Origin of the sequence: Streptomyces sp. NPDC048211 (genome assembly GCF_043202315.1) — a bacterium.
In the GTDB taxonomy this organism is placed as follows: domain Bacteria; phylum Actinomycetota; class Actinomycetes; order Streptomycetales; family Streptomycetaceae; genus Streptomyces.
On the sequence record NZ_JBIDAD010000012.1, the window covers coordinates 167,654 to 189,461 of the forward strand.

The window sequence follows — 21,808 nt, forward strand, 5'->3', positions numbered from 1 at the left end:
CCACCTCGGCGTGTTACGGCCCTGACCAGGCACGACAGGGTCCGCCCGGCCCGGGCGCAGGAGCGTCCGCCTCCGCCGGTATCGTCGGATACGTCACCGATGCCTCCGCTGCCTGAGGCGGCCGGGCATCGCTGGCGCCCCGCTGCCCCTCTGACCCGTGGAGACCGCATGTCCGGCCAGCCCACCGCCCGCCGCACCGTGCTGAAGGGCGCCGCTCTCGCAGGCGTCGCCGGGCTGGGAGTGGCCGCCTGCTCGACCGATTCGAAGCTCGGGCACGCCCAGACGCCGACGCCCACCGCGCCCGTCGAGCTCGGCGCCCCCGACGAGATCCCGGTCGGCGAGTCCAAGCTCTACCGCGAGCAGCGCGTCATCGTCAGCTGCCCGGCCAAGGGGCAGTACAAGGCGTTCAGCGCCCAGTGCACCCACGCCGGCTGCCTGCTCGACAAGGTCGAGAAGAACGAGGGCCACTGCCCGTGCCACGGCAGCCGCTTCGACACCACGACCGGCAAGGCCGTGCACGGCCCCGCGACCGTGCCGCTGCCCTCCGTCCCGGTCAAGGTCGAGGGCGGGAAACTGATCGCCGGCCCCGACGCCTGACCGGGCCACCCCGACGCCGGCCCGGGCCGACGTCTGCGCCGGGGGCCCTCCGGGCCGGGCGCCCTCGGATCGGGACGTCCCGGATCCGGACGTCCCGGATCTGGACCTCCACCGCGCCCGACACACGCGGATCCGGATCCCGGGCCGGGCGAGCACCCAGCGTCGGACGCCCCGAACCGGGCACCCACCGATCCGGCATCCCCCGAACCGCATGCCCGGGGCCCGTGTCTCACTCCCAGTCCCAGTCGATGCCGACCAGGCCGGGCCGCACGCCCTGCTCCACCAGATGCACGGTCCGGTGCCGGCCGGTGAGCGTGAGGTCGGTCCGGCCCCCGCGCGGCGCCCCCGCCGAGGCCTGCGCGAAGCGCCGGCACCGTACCGGCAGCGCCTCCTCGTCGAACCGGATCTGCAGCACGTACTGCCCGCCGCCGAAGGTGAAGCCGCGGACGTACTCGCCGCACGGCCCTCCCGTACCGTCCTCGAAGCCGTAGCCGAAGAGGTACGTCTCGCCGGCTCGCAGCCGGGTGTCGAAGAGCAGCTCGGCGACCAGCACCCCCGTGTCCTCGTCCCAGCGGACCCGACCCGTCCGGCAGTTCTCCCGGGCGCTCACCCCGACCCGCGCCGGATCGCAGCCCGGATCGCCGCGGTAGACGGCGAGATAGCGGTCGATGCCGTCGCGGTGGGCGCGCACGACGTGCTGCGAGTTCCGGTGCTGCATCTGACGGCCGGGCCCGATCCGTACCCGCTCCTGGTGCCCCACCGTGTGCAGGCCGCCGTCCGCCGGTGACTCCATCGCCGCGAGCAGCCGCTCCACCGCGCCGGACGCCTCCATCAACGAGCGGTACGAGCGGGCGGCCGGACGGTCGGCGTCCGTGCGGGGCTCCCCGGCCCCGAGCAGCCCGAGCAGGGAGTTCCCCGGCAGTTCCAGCACCTCCTCCAACGCCTTCACCGCCCGCAGGGACTCGGGGCGCTGCGGGCGCCGGGCGCCCTGTTGCCAGTAACTGAGGCTGGTCACCCCGACCTTGACCCCCCGGTGCGCCAGGTGGTGCTGAACCCGCTGGAGCGGCAGCCCGCGCACCGAGAGCGCGGTGCGCAGCGCCAGGTGGAACGGGCCGGTGTGCAGCACCTGTGCCAGCTCGGCCTCGGTGTGCTGCATGCGTCCTCCAGGTGAACGTTCACGACGGGCGACGGCCGGTCCGCGCCGACGGGTGTGGGGCCGCAGGTGGCCAGGGGGGAGCGTTCACACACCCGCCACCGGCGTTCACACCGCGATGTTCCCCCGCATTGAAGCGTGTTGACCCGCTCCCGACAACGGGTTGATGCTCCTCGGCAGCGTCCGGACGCGCTTCTTGGATCCCCACCCCCCGCCCCGGGAGGAACGCCATGCGCAACCGAAGAATCCGGCCGGTACGGCTGTCGATGACAGCCGTTCTCGCCGCCCTGCTGCTCGCCGTACCCACGGCGACCGCCACCGCCACCGCCGACGGTCAGCATCACGCCGTCTCCGCCGCCGGTCAGCACGCCGCCGCCCCCGCCGCCGGTCAGTCCCACGCCGTCTCCGCGGCGGTGGGCACCCTCGCCGCCGCCCAGCGGCTGAACATCAGCATGCAGGCGCAGCAGAAGACGAACTGGTGCTGGGCCGCCGCCGGCAACACCATCGCCACCTGGTTCGGCCGGAACTACACCCAGAACCAGTTCTGCAACGCCGCGTTCGGCCGCGCCCAGGGCTACGAGTGCCCCAACTCGCAGGCCTCGCTCGGCAACGTCCAGGACGGTCTGTACTGGGCCGGTATCACCCCCGGCTCGTACGTCACCGGCTGGCTGCGCTACCCGACCGTGCAGGCCGAGATAGCCGCCGGACGGCCGGTGGAGACGCGCATCCAGTGGTCTTCGGGCGGCGGTCACATGCATGTCCTGTACGGGTACGACGCCGCGAACAGCTGGGTCTACTGGGGCGATCCCTGGCCCTCCAGCAACCGCTACAACTGGGCGTCGCACGCCTGGTACGTGAACAACAGCGAGTTCTCCTGGACCCACTCGCTCTACCGGATCGGGGCGTGACGGCATGACCACCACCAGTTCCCCGGCCGGCTCCGCCCCGCGTGCCGCACGCGGCGCCCGCCCGTTCGCCGCGGCCCTGGCCGCGAGCGGCGTGCTGGCCGGCGCCGCCCTGCTCACCGTCGCCCCGCAGGCGGCCGCCGCCACCGGGCCCTCGGCCACCCCGGCCGCCCTGGCGGCGGCGCACGAGGCAGCCACCGACGCCACGACCCTGGACACGGTGGCCCGCTTCTTCGCCCGCGAGGGCGCCGTCACCAGGGCGGCGGCCGCACCCCGGATCGAGGGCGCGGCCGTGCCCGTACGCACCCTGTCCCCGGACTTCGTCGCCGGCGATCCCGGCGCGTCCGTCGCCGCACTGGAGTACCTGGCCAGTACGGCGGTCTCCTCGGACGGCCGGAAGGCGTCCCTCTGGACCCTTCCCGAGCCGGGCCGGGACGGGAGCTGGCAGGTGGTGAACATCGCCACCGGCGACGACGAGACCCGGTACACGGCCGCCGGAGCCCGCAAGCTGCCCGGCGGCATCGTCTTCCGGGAACCCCAGATCGACGCCTGGTACGTCTGGAAGGGCGGCCGGGTGCTCCCGCTGGACGGGGACGCCGTCCGGGCCGTCGGCGCGGACGGCACCACGCTGGCCGCCTACCGCACCCGGGTACGCGCCGCGTACGCGGACAAGCTCCCCGGCTCCGGCTACGCCCGCGCGGGCCGGGCGGGCGGCTACGGACCCGCCGGCGCGAAGCCCGCCACGGGAGAGGGCGGGCCCGCCATCGCGACGGCGGACACCGCCTCGGGCACCGCCCTGACCGCGGCCTCCGCGGCAGCGGCCGCGGGCGCCGTGGCCGTACTCGCCCTCTGCGGCATCACCGCCCTGCGCACCCGCGACCGCCACCGCAGGACGCGGTGATCGCCGGGCCGGTCCGGACAGGGTGATCGCCGGGCCGGTCCGGACCCGATGACCCCGTGCTCCGGGACACGTGACTCCACCCCGTGTCCCGGAGCGCGGCGCCACCCATGAGCACCCGGGCTGTCACTGCCCGCAAGTAGGGTGGGAGACATGGCAGACCCCTCCAGCTACCGCCCCAAGCCGGGACAGATCCCCGACTCCCCGGGGGTCTACAAATTCCGCGACGAACACCGCCGGGTGATCTACGTCGGGAAGGCGAAGAGCCTGCGCCAGCGCCTGGCCAACTACTTCCAGGACCTGTCGGGCCTCCATCCGCGCACGCGCACCATGGTGACCACCGCCGCGTCCGTGGAGTGGACCGTCGTCTCCACGGAGGTCGAGGCGCTCCAGCTCGAGTACTCCTGGATCAAGGAGTACGACCCCCGGTTCAACGTCAAATACCGCGACGACAAGAGCTATCCGTACCTCGCGGTCACGCTCAACGAGGAGTTCCCGCGCGTCCAGGTCATGCGCGGTGCCAAGAAGAAGGGCGTGCGCTACTTCGGTCCGTACGGGCACGCCTGGGCGATCCGCGAGACGGTCGACCTGATGCTCCGGGTCTTCCCCGTGCGCACGTGCTCCGCCGGCGTCTTCAAGAACGCCGCCAGGACCGGCCGCCCCTGCCTCCTCGGCTACATCGGCAAGTGCTCGGCGCCCTGCGTCGGCCGGGTCACCCCCGAGGAGCACCGCGAACTGGCGGACGACTTCTGCGACTTCATGGCCGGCCGCACCGGCACGTACATCCGCCGCCTGGAGAAGGACATGATGGCGGCGGCGGAGGAGATGGAGTACGAGCGCGCGGCACGCCTGCGCGACGACGTGGAGGCGCTCAAGCGCGCCATGGAGAAGAGCGCCGTCGTGCTCGCCGACGCCACCGACGCCGACCTGATCGCGGTCGCGGAGGACGAGCTGGAGGCGGCCGTCCAGATCTTCCACGTCCGCGGTGGCCGGGTGCGCGGCCAGCGCGGCTGGGTCACCGACAAGGTGGAGAACGTCGACACCTCGGGCCTCGTCGAGCACGCCCTCCAGCAGCTGTACGGCGAGGAGACCGGCGACTCCGTTCCCAAGGAGGTCCTCGTCCCGGCCCTTCCCGAGGACCCCGAGGCGGTCTCCCAGTGGCTGGCCGACCGCCGGGGCTCCCAGGTCAGCCTGCGCATCCCGCAGCGGGGCGACAAGAAGGACCTGATGGCCACGGTCCAGCGCAACGCCCAGCAGGCCCTCGGGCTGCACAAGACCAAGCGCGCCTCCGACCTGACCACCCGCTCCCGGGCCCTGGAGGAGATCGCGGAGGCCCTCGGTCTCGACACGGCCCCGCTGCGCATCGAGTGCTTCGACATCTCCCACCTCCAGGGCGACGACGTGGTGGCGTCGATGGTGGTCTTCGAGGACGGCCTGGCCCGTAAGGGCGAGTACCGCCGCTTCCAGATCAAGGGCTTCGAGGGACAGGACGACGTCCGCTCGATGCACGAGGTGATCAGCCGGCGCTTCCGCCGCTACCTCCAGGACAAGGAGCGGACGGGGGAGTGGGAGCAGGAGGGCCCCGCGGCCACGGGCGCCGCCCCGGCGGACGGCACCGCCCCGGCGGACGGCACCCCTCACGCCGACGGCACCGTCCCGGCCACCGGCACCCTCCAAGCCGCCGGTGCGGCCCCCGCCGCCGGCACCCTCCCGGCAGGAGCCGCGGCCGGTGCGCCACCCGCCGAGTCCGCCGAGCCCCGTGAGGACGACGGCCGCCCCAAGCGGTTCGCGTACCCGCCTCAGCTCCTCGTGGTCGACGGCGGGCAGCCCCAGGTCGCCGCAGCCAAGCGGGCCCTGGACGAGCTGGGGATCGACGACATCGCCGTCTGCGGCCTCGCCAAGCGCCTCGAAGAGGTCTGGCTGCCCGATGACGACGACCCGGTCGTCCTGCCCCGCTCCAGCGAGGGCCTCTACCTCCTCCAGCGCGTCCGTGACGAGGCGCACCGCTTCGCCATCACCTATCAGCGCGCCAAACGGGCCAAGCGCATCCGCTCCAGCCCCCTGGACGCGGTCGCCGGTCTGGGCGAGTCCCGGAAACAGGCGCTGATCAAGCATTTCGGCTCCGTGAAGAAGCTGAAGCAGGCGACAATCGACGAGATCTGCGCGGTTCCGGGGATAGGCCGCAGGACGGCGGAATCAGTGGCTGTCGCCCTCGCCACGGCCGCCCCGGCGACGCCCGCCGTGAACACGGCCACAGGAGAGATCATCGAAGAGGACGACGGGGGCAGCACGACATGACCGAGCACGAGCTTGAACACGGGCACGACCGCACAGACCGAGCAGACGGAGCAGCAGACGTGAGTACGGGCACCTCGATCGAGACGGGCGACAGCGCGGTGGCCATCCCCGAGCTGGTGATCATCTCCGGAATGTCGGGCGCCGGCCGGAGCACGGCGGCCAAGTGTCTGGAGGACCTCGGCTGGTTCGTCGTCGACAACCTGCCGCCGGCGCTGATCCCCACCATGGTGGAGCTCGGCGCCCGCTCGCAGGGCAACGTGGCGCGGATCGCCGTCGTCGTCGACGTCCGGGGCCGCCGCTTCTTCGACAATCTGCGGGAGTCGCTCGCCGACCTGGAGACCAAGGGCGTCACCCGGCGGATCGTCTTCCTGGAGTCCTCCGACGACGCGCTGGTCCGCCGCTTCGAGTCGGTCCGCCGGCCGCACCCCCTCCAGGGCGACGGCCGCATCGTCGACGGCATCGCCGCCGAACGCGACCTGCTGCGCGAGCTGCGCGGCGACGCCGACCTGGTGATCGACACCTCCAGCCTCAACGTCCACGAGCTGCGCGCCAAGATGGACGCCCAGTTCGCGGGCGACGAGGAGCCGGAGCTCCGCGCCACCGTGATGTCCTTCGGCTACAAGTACGGGCTGCCCGTGGACGCCGACCTGGTGGTGGACTGCCGCTTCCTGCCCAATCCGCACTGGGTCCCCGAGTTGCGCCCCTTCACCGGACTCAACGAGGAGGTGTCCGCGTATGTCTTCGACCAGCCGGGCGCCAAGGAGTTCCTCAACCAGTACACGGAGCTGCTCCAGCTCATCGCCGCGGGATACCGCCGCGAGGGCAAGCGCTACGTGACCATCGCCGTCGGCTGCACGGGCGGCAAGCACCGCTCCGTCGCCATGTCGGAGAAGCTGGCGGCCAGGCTCGCCACCGAAGGGATCGAGACCGTGCTCGTGCATCGGGACATGGGGCGCGAGTGACCAGTCGCAACCTCCGGCTGCGCCGGTTGCGCAGGGGCGCCCCCCTGTCCGGCCGCAAGCGCGGCGCACAGCCCAAGGTCGTCGCGCTCGGCGGCGGCATGGGCCTGTCCGCCTCGCTCACCGCGCTGCGACGGATCACCGGCGACCTGACCGCCGTGGTCACCGTCGCCGACGACGGGGGCTCCAGCGGCCGGCTCCGCGAGGAGCTGGGCGTCCTGCCCCCCGGCGACCTGCGCAAGGCGCTGGCCGCGCTGTGCGGCGACGACGAATGGGGCCAGACCTGGGCCCAGGTCATCCAGCACCGCTTCCAGTCCAAGGGCGACCTGCACGAGCACGCGGTCGGCAATCTGCTGATCGTCGCCCTGTGGGAGCAGCTCGGCGACCACGTGCAGGCCCTCGACCTGGTCGGCAAGCTCCTCGGCGCGCACGGCCGGGTGCTGCCGATGTCCGCCGTGCCCCTGGAGCTGCAGGCGCTCGTGAAGGGCCACGACCCGGAGCATCCGGACCGGGTGGACACGGTGCGCGGCCAGGCGACCGTGGCGCTCACCCCGGGCGAGGTCCAGTCCGTGCACGTCGTTCCGCACGACCCGCCGGCGGTCCCCGAAGCGGTCGCGGCGGTCCTCGACGCGGACTGGGTGGTGCTCGGTCCCGGCTCCTGGTTCTCCTCGGTCATTCCGCATCTGCTGGTCCCCGATCTGCTGGACGCGCTGATCGAAACGAAGGCCCGGAAGGTCCTCTCGCTGAACCTCGCACCGCAACCCGGTGAAACAGATGGCTTCTCTCCGCAGCGTCATTTGGAGGTTTTGGGACGACACGCCCCTAAACTCGCCCTGGACGTGGTGTTGGCCGACGAGGCCGCCGTGCCCGACCGCGAGTCCCTCGCCGATGCCGCAAAACGGCTCGGCGCCGCAGTCGAGCTGGCGCCCGTGGCCTCACCCGACGGCGTTCCGATTCATGATCCGGAGCTGTTGGCTGCCGCGTACGACCGTATTTTTCGGATGCATGGAAGGATCGGCCCATGGCGATGACGCCAGCGGTGAAGGACGAAATCTCTCGGCTTCCCGTAACCCGGACCTGCTGCAGGAAGGCAGAAGTCTCGGCGATTCTTCGGTTCGCGGGTGGGCTGCACCTGGTGAGCGGCCGGATTGTGATCGAGGCGGAGCTGGACACCGCGATGGCGGCGCGCCGGCTGAAGCGCGACATCCTGGAGATCTTCGGGCACAGCTCGGAGCTGATCGTGATGGCGCCCGGCGGGCTGCGGCGCGGCTCGCGCTACGTCGTGCGGGTGGTGGCGGGCGGCGATCAGCTGGCCCGCCAGACGGGCCTGGTGGACGGCCGCGGCCGTCCCATCCGCGGTCTTCCCCCGCAGGTGGTCTCGGGGGCCACCTGCGATGCCGAGGCCGCCTGGCGCGGGGCCTTCCTGGCCCACGGCTCCCTCACCGAGCCGGGCCGCTCCTCCTCGCTGGAGGTGACCTGCCCCGGGCCCGAGGCCGCGCTCGCGCTGGTCGGCGCCGCCCGCAGGCTCTCCATCGCGGCGAAGGCCCGTGAGGTACGCGGTGTGGACCGCGTCGTCGTCCGGGACGGCGACGCGATCGGCGCCCTGCTCACCCGGCTCGGCGCCCATGAGTCGGTGCTGGCCTGGGAGGAGCGGCGGATGCGCCGCGAGGTCCGTGCCACCGCCAACCGGCTCGCCAACTTCGACGACGCGAACCTGCGCCGGTCCGCCCGGGCCGCGGTCGCGGCGGGCGCCCGGGTCGGGCGCGCGCTGGAGATCCTCGGCGAGGAGGTCCCCGAGCACCTCGCGGCGGCCGGACGGCTGCGCATGGAGCACAAGCAGGCCTCCCTGGAGGAGCTGGGCGCCCTCGCCGATCCGCCGCTGACCAAGGACGCCGTCGCCGGACGGATCCGCCGCCTCCTGGCGATGGCCGACAAGCGGGCCCAGGACCTCGGGATCCCGAGCACGGAATCCACCCTCAGCGAAGAGCTGGCCGACGGCCTGGTCGGCTGACGCACCACCCCCGCCGACGGCCTGCGGCGGGAACACCCCGCGCATCCGCGGGCGTTGACGCTGCGTAATCGTCGCAGCGAGGTGGACCGGGCAACCGGAGGCCCGTACTCCTACTGGGGAGTACGGGCCTTCACCGTTCCTGCGGCCCTGCTCGATGTCACCCCGAGGGCTCCGGAGAGGTAGGGTCGGAGGCGGTCGGGGACATCCCATACAACTCGCCGGCGTCGAAAACCGGCGTACCTAACGAGGAGATCGGTTCGTGACGATCCGCGTAGGCATCAACGGCTTTGGCCGCATCGGTCGTAACTACTTCCGCGCGCTGCTGGAGCAGGGTGCGGACATCGAGATCGTGGCTGTCAACGACCTGGGTGACACTGCGACCACGGCCCACCTGCTGAAGTACGACACCATTCTGGGTCGTCTCAAGGCAGAGGTGAGCCACACCGCTGACACCATCACCGTCGACGGTCACACCATCAAGGTGCTCTCCGAGCGCAACCCGGCGGACATCCCGTGGGGCGAGCTGGGCGTCGACATCGTCATCGAGTCGACCGGCATCTTCACCAAGAAGGCCGACGCCGCCAAGCACATCGCGGGCGGCGCCAAGAAGGTCCTCATCTCGGCTCCGGCCAAGGACGAGGACATCACCATCGTGATGGGCGTCAACCAGGACAAGTACGACGCGGCCAACCACCACGTCATCTCCAACGCCTCCTGCACCACCAACTGTGTGGCGCCGATGGCCAAGGTTCTCGACGAGAACTTCGGCATCGTCAAGGGCCTGATGACGACGGTCCACGCGTACACGAACGACCAGCGGATCCTGGACTTCCCGCACTCCGACCTGCGTCGCGCCCGCGCCGCCGCGGAGAACATCATCCCGACCACGACGGGTGCCGCCAAGGCCACCGCTCTGGTCCTTCCGCAGCTCAAGGGCAAGCTCGACGGCATCGCGATGCGTGTTCCGGTCCCGACCGGTTCCGCCACCGACCTCGTCGTGACCCTGCAGCGCGAGGTCACCAAGGACGAGGTCAACGCCGCGTTCAAGAAGGCGTCCGACGACGGCGACCTCAAGGGCTTCCTGACGTACACCGAGGACCCGATCGTGTCCTCGGACATCGTCAGCGACCCGTCGTCCTGCACCTTCGACTCCTCCCTGACCATGGTCCAGGAGGGCAACACGGTGAAGATCCTCGGCTGGTACGACAACGAGTGGGGTTACTCCAACCGCCTCGTCGACCTGACCGTCTTCGTCGGCGGCCAGCTCTGATCCTCGGATCGGCAGGCACCTCGATGTGAGCACGGGGCTCGAACGGCGCAACGCGGCGCCGTTCGAGCCCCGCTGCATGCTCTCTCGTCCTCCAAGGAGTCCAGACAGATGAAGACGATCGACGAACTTCTCGCCGAAGGGGTCACCGGCAAGCGCGTATTCGTCCGCGCCGACCTCAACGTGCCGCTCAGCGGGACCACCATCACCGACGACGGCCGCATCCGCGCCGTCGAGCCGACCGTGCGGAAGCTGGCCGAGGCCGGCGCCCGGGTCGTCGTCGCCTCGCACCTGGGCCGCCCGAAGGGTGCCCCGGACCCGGCGTTCTCGCTGGCGCCCGCGGCCACCCGCCTCGGTGAGCTGCTCGGGACCGACGTGGCCTTCGCGACCGACACGGTCGGCGAGTCCGCCCGCGCCACCGTCGCCGCGCTCGCCGACGGCCAGGTCGCCGTCATCGAGAACCTCCGCTTCAACGCCGGCGAGACGTCGAAGGACGACGCCGAGCGCGGCGCCTTCGCCGACCGGCTGGCCGAGCTCGCCGACGTCTACGTGGGTGACGGCTTCGGCGCCGTGCACCGCAAGCACGCCTCGGTCTTCGACCTCCCGGCCCGCCTTCCGCACGCCGCGGGCGACCTGATCGCCACCGAGGTCGGCGTCCTGAAGAAGCTCACCGACGACGTGCAGCGCCCCTACGCGGTCGTGCTGGGCGGCGCCAAGGTCTCGGACAAGCTCGGCGTCATCGACCACCTGCTGGAGCGCGCCGACCGCATCCTCATCGGCGGCGGCATGGCGTACACCTTCCTCAAGGCCCAGGGCCACGAGGTCGGCAGCTCGCTGCTCCAGGAGGACCAGATCCCGGTCGTGCTGGAGTACCTCAAGCGCGCCGAGGAGAAGGGCGTGGAGTTCGTGCTCCCCGTCGACGTCGTGGTCGCCCCGGCGTTCCCCGACCTCAAGACCAAGGCCCCGGCCAACCCCTCCACCGTCGCCGCCGACGCCATGCCGGCCGGACAGATGGGGCTGGACAACGGCCCGGAGACCAACAAGCTCTACGCATCGAAGCTCGCCGACGCGGCCACCGTCTTCTGGAACGGCCCGATGGGCGTCTTCGAGCACCCCGACTTCGCCGAGGGCACCCGGGCGGTCGCCCAGGCCCTCGTCGACTCCTCGGGCTTCAGCGTGGTCGGCGGTGGCGACTCCGCCGCCGCGGTCCGCATCCTGGGCTTCGACGAGAACGCGTTCGGACACATCTCGACCGGTGGCGGCGCCAGCCTCGAATACCTCGAGGGCAAGACGCTTCCCGGCCTCGCCGCACTGGAGGACTGACCTTTCATGACTGCTACCGCCCAAGGCCGGACCCCGCTGATGGCGGGCAACTGGAAGATGAACCTCAACCACCTCGAGGCCATCGCGCATGTCCAGAAGCTCGCCTTCGCCCTGGCCGACAAGGACTACGACGCCGTAGAGGTCGCCGTCCTGCCGCCCTTCACCGACCTGCGCTCCGTCCAGACGCTGGTCGACGGCGACAAGCTGAAGATCAAGTACGGCGCCCAGGACATCTCGGCGCACGACTCCGGCGCGTACACCGGTGAGATCTCCGGCCCGATGCTCGCCAAGCTGAAGTGCACCTTCGTCGCCGTCGGCCACAGCGAGCGCCGCCAGTACCACGCGGAGACCGACGAGGTCTGCAACGCCAAGGTGAAGGCCGCGTACAAGCACGGTCTGACCCCGATCCTGTGCGTCGGCGAGGGCCTGGACGTCCGCAAGGCCGGCGAGCAGGTCGCGTACACGCTCGCGCAGCTCGACGGCGGGCTGAAGGACATCCCCGCCGAGCAGGCCGAGACCATCGTGATCGCCTACGAGCCGGTCTGGGCCATCGGCACCGGCGAGGTCGCCACCCCCGAGGACGCGCAGGAGGTCTGCGGTGCGATCCGCGGCCGCCTCGCCGAGCTGTACTCGCAGGAGCTGGCCGACGCGGTCCGTATCCAGTACGGCGGCTCGGTGAAGTCCGGCAACGTGGCCGCGATCATGGCGCAGCCCGATGTGGACGGCGCACTGATCGGCGGCGCCGCGCTGGACGCCGACGAGTTCGTCAAGATCGTCCGCTTCCGCGACCAGTGAGTATGCGCTAGCGCGGATCCGTCGTACCCTTGCGGGGGCCAGGAGGGCAGCCTCCCGGCCCCCGTTGTTCGCACATGCAGTCAGGAATTTTCGGAAAGTAGGGACCAGCCGTGATTTTGGGGTTCGAGATCGCCCTGATCGTCTTCAGCCTGCTGCTGATGCTGCTGGTGCTGATGCACAAGGGGAAGGGCGGCGGTCTTTCCGACATGTTCGGTGGCGGAATGCAGTCCTCCGTCGGCGGTTCCTCGGTTGCCGAGCGCAACCTCGACCGGATCACCGTCGTGGTCGGTCTGGGCTGGTTCGCGTGCATCGTGGTGCTTGGTCTGCTCATCAAGCTGGACAACTGACCCGTCGTACGCGATTCCGGTGAGGGTGTAACTCCAACCACTGGACGCGCGTTGGGCCTTACGTAGACTGGGGCATCTTCGAGCACCATCACGCAGGGAGTTACGACCGTGGCAAGTGGCAACGCGATCCGGGGAAGCCGGGTCGGAGCGGGGCCGATGGGGGAGGCCGAGCGCGGCGAGTCCGCGCCACGGGCCCGCATCTCCTTCTGGTGCTCGAACGGGCACGAGACGCAGCCGAGCTTCGCCCATGACGCGCAGGTACCGGAGACCTGGGACTGCCCGCGCTGCGGATTCCCGGCCGGCCAGGACCGGGACAGCCCGCCGGACCCGCCGCGCACCGAGCCGTACAAGACGCACCTCGCGTACGTGCGCGAGCGGCGCAGCGACGCGGACGGCGAGGCCATCCTCGCCGAAGCCCTCGCCAAACTCCGCGGCGAGATCTGACACCTCGCGTGGCTCACCAGAAGCTGTTCACCGGCCGGACACCCCCAGGGTGTCCGGCCGGAACGCTTCTGCCGTGCCGCAGCCCGCCGTTGTCCCGTCCGCCGCCCTGATCAATTAAGTTGGAGGGGCAGCGGGGAACTGCGGTTACGAGAAGAAGTGGGCTGATGTCCGGGATGAACGCACAAAGCCGAGCCAGGCTCAACCAGACGCCGGAATGGACCGCGCTGGGCAAGCACCGCGAGGAGCTCGGGGCGACCCGTCTGCGAGACCTGTTCGCGGACGATCCGGAGCGCGGCACGGGGTACACCCTGCGCGTCGGCGACCTCTACGTCGACTACTCCAAGCAGTTGGTGACCGACGAGACGCTCCGGCTGCTCCGCGAGCTCGCGGCGGCCACCGGTGTCGCCGAGCTGCGGGACGCGATGTTCCGCGGCGACAAGATCAACACCACCGAGGACCGCGCCGTCCTGCACACCGCGCTCCGCGCCCCGCGCGACGCCGTGATCGAGGTCGACGGCGAGAACGTGGTGCCCGCCGTGCACGCGGTGCTCGACAAGATGGCCGCCTTCTCCGACCGCGTCAGGTCGGGCGAGTGGACCGGTCACACCGGCAAGCCGATCAAGAACATCGTCAACATCGGCATCGGAGGCTCGGACCTCGGCCCCGCCATGGCGTACGAGGTGCTGCGCTCCTTCACGGACCGCTCGCTGACCGTCCGCTTCGTCTCCAACGTCGACGGCGCCGACCTGCACGAGGCACTGCACGACCTCGACCCGGCCGAGACGCTCTTCGTCATCGCGTCGAAGACCTTCACCACGATCGAGACGATCACCAACGCCACCTCGGCCCGCGACTGGCTCCTGACCGGGCTGAGGGCCGGTCAGGACGCGGTGGCCAAGCACTTCGTGGCCCTGTCGACGAACGCCGAGAAGGTCTCCGACTTCGGCATCGACACCGCCAACATGTTCGAGTTCTGGGACTGGGTCGGCGGCCGCTACTCGTACGACTCCGCCATCGGCCTCTCGCTGATGATCGCCATCGGACCGGACCGGTTCCGCGAGATGCTCGACGGCTTCCACCTCGTCGACGAGCACTTCCGCACCGCCCCGGCCGAGGAGAACGCCCCGCTGCTGCTGGGCCTGCTGGGAGTCTGGTACGGCGCGTTCTTCGACGCGCAGTCGCACGCCGTGCTGCCCTACAGCCACTACCTGTCCAAGTTCACGGCCTACCTCCAGCAGCTCGACATGGAGTCGAACGGCAAGTCCGTGGACCGGGACGGCAACCCGGTCGACTGGCAGACCGGTCCGGTCGTCTGGGGCACCCCCGGTACCAACGGGCAGCACGCCTACTACCAGCTGATCCACCAGGGCACCAAGGTCATCCCGGCCGACTTCATCGGCTTCGCCGAGCCGGTCCGGGCCCTGCTGCCCGGACTGGTCGCCCAGCACGACCTGCTGATGGCCAACTTCTTCGCCCAGACCCAGGCGCTGGCCTTCGGCAAGACGCCCGACGAGGTACGCGCCGAGGGCGTCCCCGAGGAGTTGGTGCCGCACAAGACGTTCCGCGGCAACCACCCGACGACGACGATCCTCGCCGACCGGCTGACGCCGTCCGTGCTCGGCCAGCTGATCGCGCTGTACGAGCACAAGGTCTTCGTCCAGGGCGCCGTCTGGAACATCGACTCCTTCGACCAGTGGGGTGTCGAGCTCGGCAAGGTCCTCGCCAAGCGGATCGAGCCGGTGCTGACGGAGGGCAAGGGCGCCGAGCAGCTGGACAGTTCGACCGCCGCGCTGGTCTCCGCGTACCGCGAGCTGCGGGGGCGCTGAGTCCGTGGCCACGGGGGAGGGGACGGTACGGCTGCGGTCTCCGGCGCACACGCCGGACCCGCGGGCTGTCGGCTGGTGGCGGGCGCAGTGGCTGCTGCTGACCGCGGTACCGGTGGTGGTCCTGGCCGTGCTGGGCGTGTTCGTCGCGTCCGCCCGGTTCTGGCTGCTGCTGCCCGCCGCGGTCCTCGCGGTCCTCGGCATCGGCTGTGCCGTCCTCGTCCCCCTCTGGTGGTTCCGTACACACCGCTGGGAGGTCACCGACGAGGCGGTGTACGTCCGGACGGGGGTGCTGTGGCAGGAGTGGCGGATCGCGCCGATGTCCCGGATCCAGACCGTGGACACCGTGCGCGGCCCCCTCGAACAGCTCTACAGGCTCGCCACGGTCACCGTCACCACCGCCTCGGCCAAGGGCGCCGTCCGGATCGAGGGCCTCGACCACGAACGGGCGGCCGAGCTCGCCGAGCGGCTGACCCGCATCACCCAGGACACCCCGGGCGATGCCACATGAGCACCGCCGCCCCGCCCGCGGACTGGCGCCGGCTCGACCGGCGTACGGTCCTGGCCACCGCCCTCGTCACGGCGGGCGTGGCGGCCGGAGCCGCCGTACCGACCACGCTCGGGCTCTCCGGACGGTTCGGGTTCGTCGCCGCCGTCGCCTGGGTGGCGGCGGGCGTGGCCCTGCTCATCGCGGGCAGCGCGGGTGCCGACTACGTACGCTGGCGCCGCACCCGCTACCGCGTCGGAGCCGACCGGGTCGAGCTCCACACCGGCCTCCTGCTCGTCAGGAAGCGCTCCCTGGCCCGGGAACGCATCCGCAGCGTCGACCTCACCGCCCCTCTGCTCCAGCGCGTCCTCGGGCTCGTCACCGTGCGGATCGGCACCGGTGAGCACCACGGCGACGAATCCACCCTGGTACTCGACCCGGTCCTGCGCGCCGAGGGCGAACGGCTGCGCCGCGCGCTCCTGGAACGCGGACTCACCGAAGCGTCCGGCAGCCACCGCGAGGGCGAGCTGGCCACGCTCGACCCCCGCTGGATCCGCTACGCGCCGGTCTCCTTCGTGGCACCCGCGCTCGGCGGCGCCGCAGCCGGGGCGGTGCTGCAGGTCAGCGACTGGTTCGGGGCACAGGGGCAGGTGATCGAGTGGGCGAGCGACCGGTTCCGGGACTTCTCCCTGCCCTCCGTGATCGCGCTGCTCGCCGTCGCCGCGACCCTCGCGGGCGCCGTTGGCGCACTGGGCCTCTGGGTCGAGATGTGGTGGAACTACCGCCTCGAACGCGAACCGGGCGGCACCCTGCGCATCCGGCGCGGACTGCTCACCTCGCGGTCCGTCTCCATCGAGGAGCGCCGCCTGCGCGGTGTCGACCTCGTCGAGCCGCTCGGCGTCCGTCTGCTGGGCGCCGCCCGGGTCGACGCCATCACCACCGGACTGGCCAAGGACGACGAGGAGGAACGCGGCGACCACAGCACCCTGCTGCCCGTCGCGCCCCGGCCGGTCGCCGACGGGGCGGCCGCGGCGGTGCTGCGCGAAGCCGTGTCCCCGACCGGTGCCGAGCTGACCGCGCATCCGCCCGCCGCGCGCGGCCGGCGCCTTCGACGGGCGTACGCGGCGGTCCTGGTGCCCGTTCTGGTCCAGGCCCTGCTCGGCGCCCTGCTGACGCCCGTGCTGCTCTGGACCGCGCTCGGCTGCGCCGCACTCGGGCTGCCCGCCGGGGCGCTGCTGGCGCGCGACGCGTACCGCGGCCTCGGACACGTCCTCAGCGGCGGCTACCTGGTGACCCGCTCGGGCACCCTGCGCCGCTCCACTGCCGCGCTGGAGCGGGCCGGGGTGATCGGCTGGACGGTCCGGCAGTCGTACTTCCAGCGACGGGCCGGGCTGCTGAACATCAGCGCGACGACGGCCGCCGGAGCGGGCGTGTACACGGTGTATGACGCTGACGCGTCCGAGGGTCTGGTCTTCGCCTCCGAGGCCGTTCCGGGGCTGCTGGAGCCCTTCCTGGAGCGGGTCCCGGCGGGGGAGCGAGGCGGGCTCCCGGAGCGGATGCGGGCGAAGCGGGGGGCCGGGGAATGAGCGCGGTCAGCCGTGCGTCGTGTCGATGACGCAGAAACGGTTGCCCTCGGTGTCCGCGAGGACCACGAAGTCCGGATCCTCGGGATACAGCTTCCAGTCGGTCCGCACGGCCCCGAGCGCGAGCAGCCGCGCCACCTCGGCGTCCTGCTCCTCGGTGTACAGGTCGAGGTGGACCCGGGGCACCTCCTGCACCGGGACCCCGCTCCGGCCCAGCGACAACCCCGGCCCGGTCCCTCCGGCCGGGACCAGCACCACCCAGTCGTCCGTCAGCGGCTCACGCTCGACGTAACCGAGCGCCGCCTTCCAGAAAGCCGCCGCACGCCGTACGTCCGACGCGCCCATCACCACGCTTCCGATGTGCATGGGCCGAGCCTTTCACGCCGCAGGCCCGGTCCGCTCCGAGGAGCGAACCGGGCCTGCTGTGCGTACCGCTGACGGCAGGTCAGGCGGATGCCGGCGGGTACAGGGCGCGCGGCAGCCGCGAGGCCGCCGCCGCGTCCAGCAGCCACAGCGTGCGGCTGCGACCGTACGCACCGGCCGCCGGGGCCTGGATCTCCCCGGCCCCGGACAGGGCGATGGCGGCGGCCTCCGCCTTGTCCTCGCCCGCCGCGAGCAGCCACACCTCACGCGCCGCCCGGATCGCGGGCAGCGTGAGCGAGACACGGACGGGCGGCGGCTTGGGAGCCCCGTGCACACCGACGACGGTGCGCTCGGTCTCCCGTACCGCGGGCAGCTCCGGGAAGAGCGACGCGACATGGGTGTCCGGCCCGACACCCAGCATCAGCACGTCGAACACCGGCACCGGTCCGTGGTCCTCCGGACCGGCCGCGGCGGCCAGTTCGGCGGCGTACGCGGCCGCCGCCGCATCGACGTCATGACCGTACGGCCCGTCCGACGCTGGCATCGCGTGCACCCGGGACGGGTCCAGCGGCACCGAGTCCAGCAGGGCCTTGCGGGCCTGCGTGACATTGCGTTCCGGATCGCCGTCCGGCAGGAACCGCTCGTCGCCCCACCACAGGTCGAGCCGCGACCAGTCGATCGCGTCCCGGGCGGGCGCGTCGGCGAGCGCGGCCAGCAGGCCGTTGCCGTTGCGACCGCCGGTGAGCACCACCGAGGCGTGACCGCGTGCGGCCTGGGCGTCCACGATCTTCGTGATCAGCCGGGCCGCGGCGGCCTGCGCCATCAACTCCTTGTCGCGGTGCACGACGAGCTGCGGGACGACGCTCACTTCGACGCCGCCTTCTTCGCGGGCGCGGCCGTCTTCTTGGCAGCGGGCGCCGCGGGCGACGCGGACGCGCCGGCCTTGGGCTTCGCCGCCTCCCCGAGCCGCTCCACGCCGAACTTCACCGCGGACTCGTAGGTGTTGTCCGGGTCGAGCCGACGCAGCTCCTCGGCGAGCAGCTCCGCGGTCTCCCGGCGCTTGAGCGCCACCGCACGGTCCGGCTGTCCCACCATGGAGAGCGTGGCGAGCGAACCGTCGGCCCGGTCCAGCACGATCGTGCCGGACTTGGTCTCCATCCGGACGGCCGTCAGACCGGGACCGCCGGACATGGTGCGTTCGACCGGGACCTGGAGCCGGTCCGCGAGCCACATGGCCAGCAGTTCGCAGCTCGGGTTCTCGGACTCGCCCTCGACCGTCGCCGAGACGACGGCCACGGCCTGCTGGTCCAGCGCGGCCGCCAGCATCGAGCGCCACGGCGTGATGCGGGTCCAGGACAGATCCGTGTCCCCGGGGGTGTACGACTTCGCGCGCACCGCGAGCTCGTCGCTCGGGTGCTCGGCCGAGTACGCGTCCGTGATCCGGCGCTGGGCGAGCGCGCCCAGCGGGTCCTTCGCCGGATCGGCGGGGGCGCCCTCGGGCCACCACACCACGACCGGGGCGTCCGGCAGCAGCAGCGGCAGGACCACCGACTGGGCGTGGTTGGCCAGTTCGCCGTGGAGCCGCAGCACCACGGTCTCGCCGGTGCCCGCGTCGGAGCCGACCCGGACCTCGGCGTCCAGCCGGGCGTCACGCCGGCTGCGCGGCGAACGGCTGACGCGCTTGATCACCGCGATGATCCGCGAGGGGTGCTCGCGCGAGGCGTCACCGGCCGACTTGAGAGCGTCGTAGGCGTTCTCCTCGTCGGTGACGATGACCAGCGTGAGGACCATGCCGATCGCCGGGGTGCCGATGGCACGACGGGCCGACACCAGCGCCTGGTTGATCTTGCTGGAAGTGGTTTCCGTGAGATCGATCTTCATGGCCGGCGCCAGCTCCGTCCGTCTCGTGCGAGCATCTCGTCCGCCTCGGCCGGGCCCCAGGTGCCCGCCGGGTACTGCGCGGGCTTGCCGTGCTTGTCCCAGTACTCCTCGATCGGGTCGAGGATGTCCCAGGAGAGTTCGACCTCCTGGTGCCGGGGGAAGAGGTTGGCGTCGCCGAGGAGCACATCGAGGATGAGCCGCTCGTAGGCCTCCGGGCTGGACTCCGTGAAGGACTCGCCGTAGGCGAAGTCCATCGTGACGTCCCGGACCTCCATCGAGGTGCCGGGCACCTTGGAGCCGAACCGCACGGTCACGCCCTCGTCCGGCTGGACCCGGATGACCAGGGCGTTGCTGCCCAGTTCCTCGGTCGCCCCGGACTCGAAGGGGAGGTACGGGGCGCGCTTGAAGACGATCGCGATCTCCGTGACCCGGCGGCCGAGCCGCTTTCCGGTACGGAGGTAGAACGGCACGCCCGCCCAGCGGCGGTTGTTGATCGTCAGCTTGATCGCGGCGAAGGTGTCGGTCTTCGACTTGGGGTCGATACCGTCCTCCTCCAGATAGCCGAGGACTTCCTCGCCGCCCTGCCACGCGTGCGCGTACTGACCGCGCACGGTGTGCTTGCCGAGGTCGTCCGGCAGCTCGACGGCAGTGAGCACCTTGAGCTTCTCGGCGACCAGGGCCTTCGGGTGGAAGGAGCCGGGCTCCTCCATCGCGGTCAGCGCCAGCAGCTGGAGCAGGTGGTTCTGGATGACGTCACGGGCGGCGCCGATGCCGTCGTAGTAGCCGGCCCGGCCGCCGATGCCGATGTCCTCGGCCATCGTGATCTGGACGTGGTCGACGTAGCTCCGGTTCCAGATCGGCTCGAACATCGTGTTGGCGAACCGCAGCGCCAGGATGTTCTGAACCGTCTCCTTGCCCAGGTAGTGGTCGATCCGGAAGACCTCGTTGGGCGGGAAGACGTCGTGCACGAGCTGGTTGAGCTCCTGCGCGCTCTTCAGGTCGTGGCCGAAGGGCTTCTCGATGACGGCACGCCGCCAGGAACCCTCCTTCTGGTCCGCGAGCCCGTGCTTCTTGAGCTGCTGGACGACCTTGGGGAAGAACTTCGGCGGCACGGAGAGGTAGAAGGCGAAGTTGCCGCCCGTCCCCTGTGCCTGGTCGAGCTCCTGGATCGTCGCCTTCAGGGTCTCGAAGGCGTCGTCGTCGTCGAAGTTGCCCTGGACGAAGCGCATCCCCTGGATGAGCTGCTGCCAGACCTCCTCGCGGAACTCCGTACGGGCGTGCTGCTTGACGGCGTCGTGGACCTCCTGTGCGAAGTCCTCGTCCTGCCACTCGCGGCGCGCGAATCCGATGAGTGAGAAGCCCGGCGGCAGCAGGCCGCGATTGGCCAGGTCGTAGACGGCGGGCATCAGCTTCTTACGGGACAAATCGCCCGTGACGCCAAAGATGACCAGGCCCGACGGCCCCGCGATGCGCGGGAGCCGTCGGTCCTGGGCGTCACGGAGCGGGTTGGCTCCGGGAACACCAGACAAAGTGGTCAGCCCTCCGAAGGGGCGAGGCGCTTGAGCTCTGCCTCGGTCGAGTTGAGCAGGTCGATCCAGGCGGCCTCGAACTTCTCGACGCCCTCGTCCTCGAGGAGCTGGACGACGTCGTCGTACGAGACACCCAGCTTCTCGACGGCGTCGAGCTCGGCACGGGCCTGCTCGTAGGTGCCGGCGATCGTGTTGCCCGTGATCTGTCCGTGGTCCGCGGTGGCGTCCAGGGTGGCCTCGGGCATGGTGTTCACCGTGCCGGGGGCGACCAGGTCGTCCACGTACAGCGTGTCCTTGTACGCGGGGTCCTTCACGCCGGTGGAGGCCCACAGCGGACGCTGCTTGTTGGCGTGCGCCTTGTCGAGCGCGGCCCAGCGGTCCGAGGAGAAGACCTCCTCGAACGCCTGGTAGGCCAGCCGGGCGTTGGCGAGAGCCGCCTTGCCCTTGAGGGCCTTGGCCTCGTCGGTGCCGACCGCGTCGAGACGCTTGTCGATCTCGGAGTCCACGCGGGACACGAAGAACGAGGCCACCGAGTGGATCTTGGAGAGGTCCAGGCCCGCGGCCTTCGCCTTCTCCAGACCCGCCAGGTAGGCGTCCATGACCTCGCGGTAGCGCTCCAGCGAGAAGATCAGCGTGACGTTGACGCTGATGCCCTTGCCGATGACCTCGGTGATCGCCGGCAGGCCGGCCTTCGTCGCCGGGATCTTGATGAGCGTGTTCGGCCGGTCCACCAGCCAGGCGAGCTGCTTGGCCTCGGCGACCGTGGCCGCGGTGTGGTGCGCCAGGCGCGGGTCGACCTCGATGGAGACCCGGCCGTCCTGGCCGTCCGTGGTGTCGAAGACCGGACGCAGGATGTCGGCGGCGTCGCGGACGTCCGCCGTCGTGATCATGCGGATGGCCTCGTCCACGGTGACCTTGCGGGTGGCGAGGTCGGTGAGCTGCTGGTCGTAACCGTGGCCCTGGGAGATCGCCTTCTGGAAGATCGACGGGTTGGTCGTGACACCCACGACGTGGCTCTGGTCGATCAGCTCGGCGAGGTTGCCGGAGGTGATCCGTGTGCGGGACAGGTCGTCGAGCCAGATCGCCACGCCCTCGTCGGAGAGGCGCTTGAGTGCGTCTGTCATGAGAATTGCATCTCCTACTAG

Annotated in this window: 21 protein-coding genes; 15 read left to right on the forward strand and 6 right to left on the reverse strand. The window is 71.2% G+C overall.

The window, feature by feature from the left end:
• The first annotated feature begins 168 nt into the window (after window positions 1-168).
• Complete coding sequence (locus ACGFZA_RS34290) at window positions 169-597, forward strand: Rieske (2Fe-2S) protein (protein ID WP_385282638.1); 429 nt, start codon at window positions 169-171, stop codon at window positions 595-597.
• A 229-nt stretch (window positions 598-826) separates the two neighbouring features.
• Here ACGFZA_RS34290 and ACGFZA_RS34295 read toward each other — a convergent pair whose 3' ends face one another.
• On the reverse strand, window positions 827-1,753 hold the full coding sequence (locus tag ACGFZA_RS34295; RefSeq protein WP_385282641.1) for a hypothetical protein: 927 nt from the start codon (window positions 1,751-1,753) through the stop codon (window positions 827-829).
• A 227-nt stretch (window positions 1,754-1,980) separates the two neighbouring features.
• Here ACGFZA_RS34295 and ACGFZA_RS34300 point away from each other — a divergent pair, with 227 nt between their 5' ends.
• From ACGFZA_RS34300 to ACGFZA_RS34365, 14 genes are all read left to right on the forward strand, one after another.
• Window positions 1,981-2,658, forward strand: coding sequence for a papain-like cysteine protease family protein (locus ACGFZA_RS34300; protein WP_393684311.1), 678 nt, complete (start codon window positions 1,981-1,983; stop codon window positions 2,656-2,658).
• A 4-nt stretch (window positions 2,659-2,662) separates the two neighbouring features.
• A complete protein-coding gene (locus tag ACGFZA_RS34305; protein ID WP_393684313.1) occupies window positions 2,663-3,556 on the forward strand; it encodes a hypothetical protein in 894 nt (297 codons plus the stop codon).
• Between the two features lie 150 nt (window positions 3,557-3,706).
• Complete coding sequence (gene uvrC, locus ACGFZA_RS34310) at window positions 3,707-5,851, forward strand: excinuclease ABC subunit UvrC (protein WP_393684315.1); 2,145 nt, start codon at window positions 3,707-3,709, stop codon at window positions 5,849-5,851.
• Complete coding sequence (rapZ, locus tag ACGFZA_RS34315; protein WP_385288362.1) at window positions 5,848-6,813, forward strand: RNase adapter RapZ; 966 nt, start codon at window positions 5,848-5,850, stop codon at window positions 6,811-6,813. Before uvrC ends, rapZ begins: the two co-directional genes overlap by 4 nt.
• The gene (yvcK, locus tag ACGFZA_RS34320) at window positions 6,810-7,841 is read left to right on the forward strand and encodes a uridine diphosphate-N-acetylglucosamine-binding protein YvcK (RefSeq protein WP_385288360.1); all 1,032 of its coding nucleotides are present in this window, start codon (window positions 6,810-6,812) and stop codon (window positions 7,839-7,841) included. Before rapZ ends, yvcK begins: the two co-directional genes overlap by 4 nt.
• Complete coding sequence (whiA, locus tag ACGFZA_RS34325) at window positions 7,832-8,821, forward strand: DNA-binding protein WhiA (protein WP_024494235.1); 990 nt, start codon at window positions 7,832-7,834, stop codon at window positions 8,819-8,821. Before yvcK ends, whiA begins: the two co-directional genes overlap by 10 nt.
• Window positions 8,822-9,080: 259 nt before the next feature.
• Complete coding sequence (gene gap / locus ACGFZA_RS34330) at window positions 9,081-10,091, forward strand: type I glyceraldehyde-3-phosphate dehydrogenase (RefSeq protein WP_219573458.1); 1,011 nt, start codon at window positions 9,081-9,083, stop codon at window positions 10,089-10,091.
• A gap of 108 nt (window positions 10,092-10,199) precedes the next feature.
• On the forward strand, window positions 10,200-11,411 hold the full coding sequence (locus ACGFZA_RS34335; RefSeq protein WP_385288356.1) for a phosphoglycerate kinase: 1,212 nt from the start codon (window positions 10,200-10,202) through the stop codon (window positions 11,409-11,411).
• A gap of 6 nt (window positions 11,412-11,417) precedes the next feature.
• A complete protein-coding gene (gene tpiA / locus ACGFZA_RS34340) occupies window positions 11,418-12,206 on the forward strand; it encodes a triose-phosphate isomerase (RefSeq protein WP_385288353.1) in 789 nt (262 codons plus the stop codon).
• 110 nt (window positions 12,207-12,316) lie between these two features.
• Window positions 12,317-12,553: a preprotein translocase subunit SecG gene (gene secG / locus ACGFZA_RS34345; protein ID WP_018104607.1), complete on the forward strand. Its 237-nt coding sequence runs from the start codon at window positions 12,317-12,319 to the stop codon at window positions 12,551-12,553.
• A gap of 108 nt (window positions 12,554-12,661) precedes the next feature.
• Complete coding sequence (locus tag ACGFZA_RS34350) at window positions 12,662-12,997, forward strand: RNA polymerase-binding protein RbpA (RefSeq protein ID WP_078622699.1); 336 nt, start codon at window positions 12,662-12,664, stop codon at window positions 12,995-12,997.
• 173 nt (window positions 12,998-13,170) lie between these two features.
• Window positions 13,171-14,823 (forward strand): glucose-6-phosphate isomerase, encoded by a 1,653-nt coding sequence (gene pgi, locus ACGFZA_RS34355; RefSeq protein ID WP_385288367.1) that lies wholly within the window; start codon window positions 13,171-13,173, stop codon window positions 14,821-14,823.
• Window positions 14,824-14,827: 4 nt separating this feature from the next.
• Complete coding sequence (locus ACGFZA_RS34360) at window positions 14,828-15,331, forward strand: PH domain-containing protein (RefSeq protein ID WP_385288350.1); 504 nt, start codon at window positions 14,828-14,830, stop codon at window positions 15,329-15,331.
• Window positions 15,328-16,893: a PH domain-containing protein gene (locus ACGFZA_RS34365; RefSeq protein WP_393684320.1), complete on the forward strand. Its 1,566-nt coding sequence runs from the start codon at window positions 15,328-15,330 to the stop codon at window positions 16,891-16,893. The genes ACGFZA_RS34360 and ACGFZA_RS34365 overlap by 4 nt, the downstream gene beginning before the upstream one ends.
• A 6-nt stretch (window positions 16,894-16,899) precedes the next feature.
• Here ACGFZA_RS34365 and ACGFZA_RS34370 read toward each other — a convergent pair whose 3' ends face one another.
• From ACGFZA_RS34370 to tal, 5 genes are all read right to left on the reverse strand, one after another.
• A complete protein-coding gene (locus ACGFZA_RS34370) occupies window positions 16,900-17,256 on the reverse strand; it encodes a VOC family protein (protein ID WP_385288344.1) in 357 nt (118 codons plus the stop codon).
• Window positions 17,257-17,335: 79 nt separating this feature from the next.
• Window positions 17,336-18,121 (reverse strand): 6-phosphogluconolactonase, encoded by a 786-nt coding sequence (gene pgl, locus ACGFZA_RS34375; RefSeq protein WP_393684323.1) that lies wholly within the window; start codon window positions 18,119-18,121, stop codon window positions 17,336-17,338.
• Entirely contained in the window at window positions 18,118-19,134 is a 1,017-nt protein-coding gene (gene opcA, locus ACGFZA_RS34380) for a glucose-6-phosphate dehydrogenase assembly protein OpcA (protein ID WP_385288339.1), read from the reverse strand. Before opcA ends, pgl begins: the two co-directional genes overlap by 4 nt.
• Window positions 19,131-20,663, reverse strand: coding sequence for a glucose-6-phosphate dehydrogenase (zwf, locus tag ACGFZA_RS34385; protein WP_385288336.1), 1,533 nt, complete (start codon window positions 20,661-20,663; stop codon window positions 19,131-19,133). Before zwf ends, opcA begins: the two co-directional genes overlap by 4 nt.
• Window positions 20,664-20,668: 5 nt before the next feature.
• Window positions 20,669-21,787: a transaldolase gene (tal, locus tag ACGFZA_RS34390; protein WP_385288333.1), complete on the reverse strand. Its 1,119-nt coding sequence runs from the start codon at window positions 21,785-21,787 to the stop codon at window positions 20,669-20,671.
• Between the last annotated feature and the right edge of the window lie 21 nt (window positions 21,788-21,808).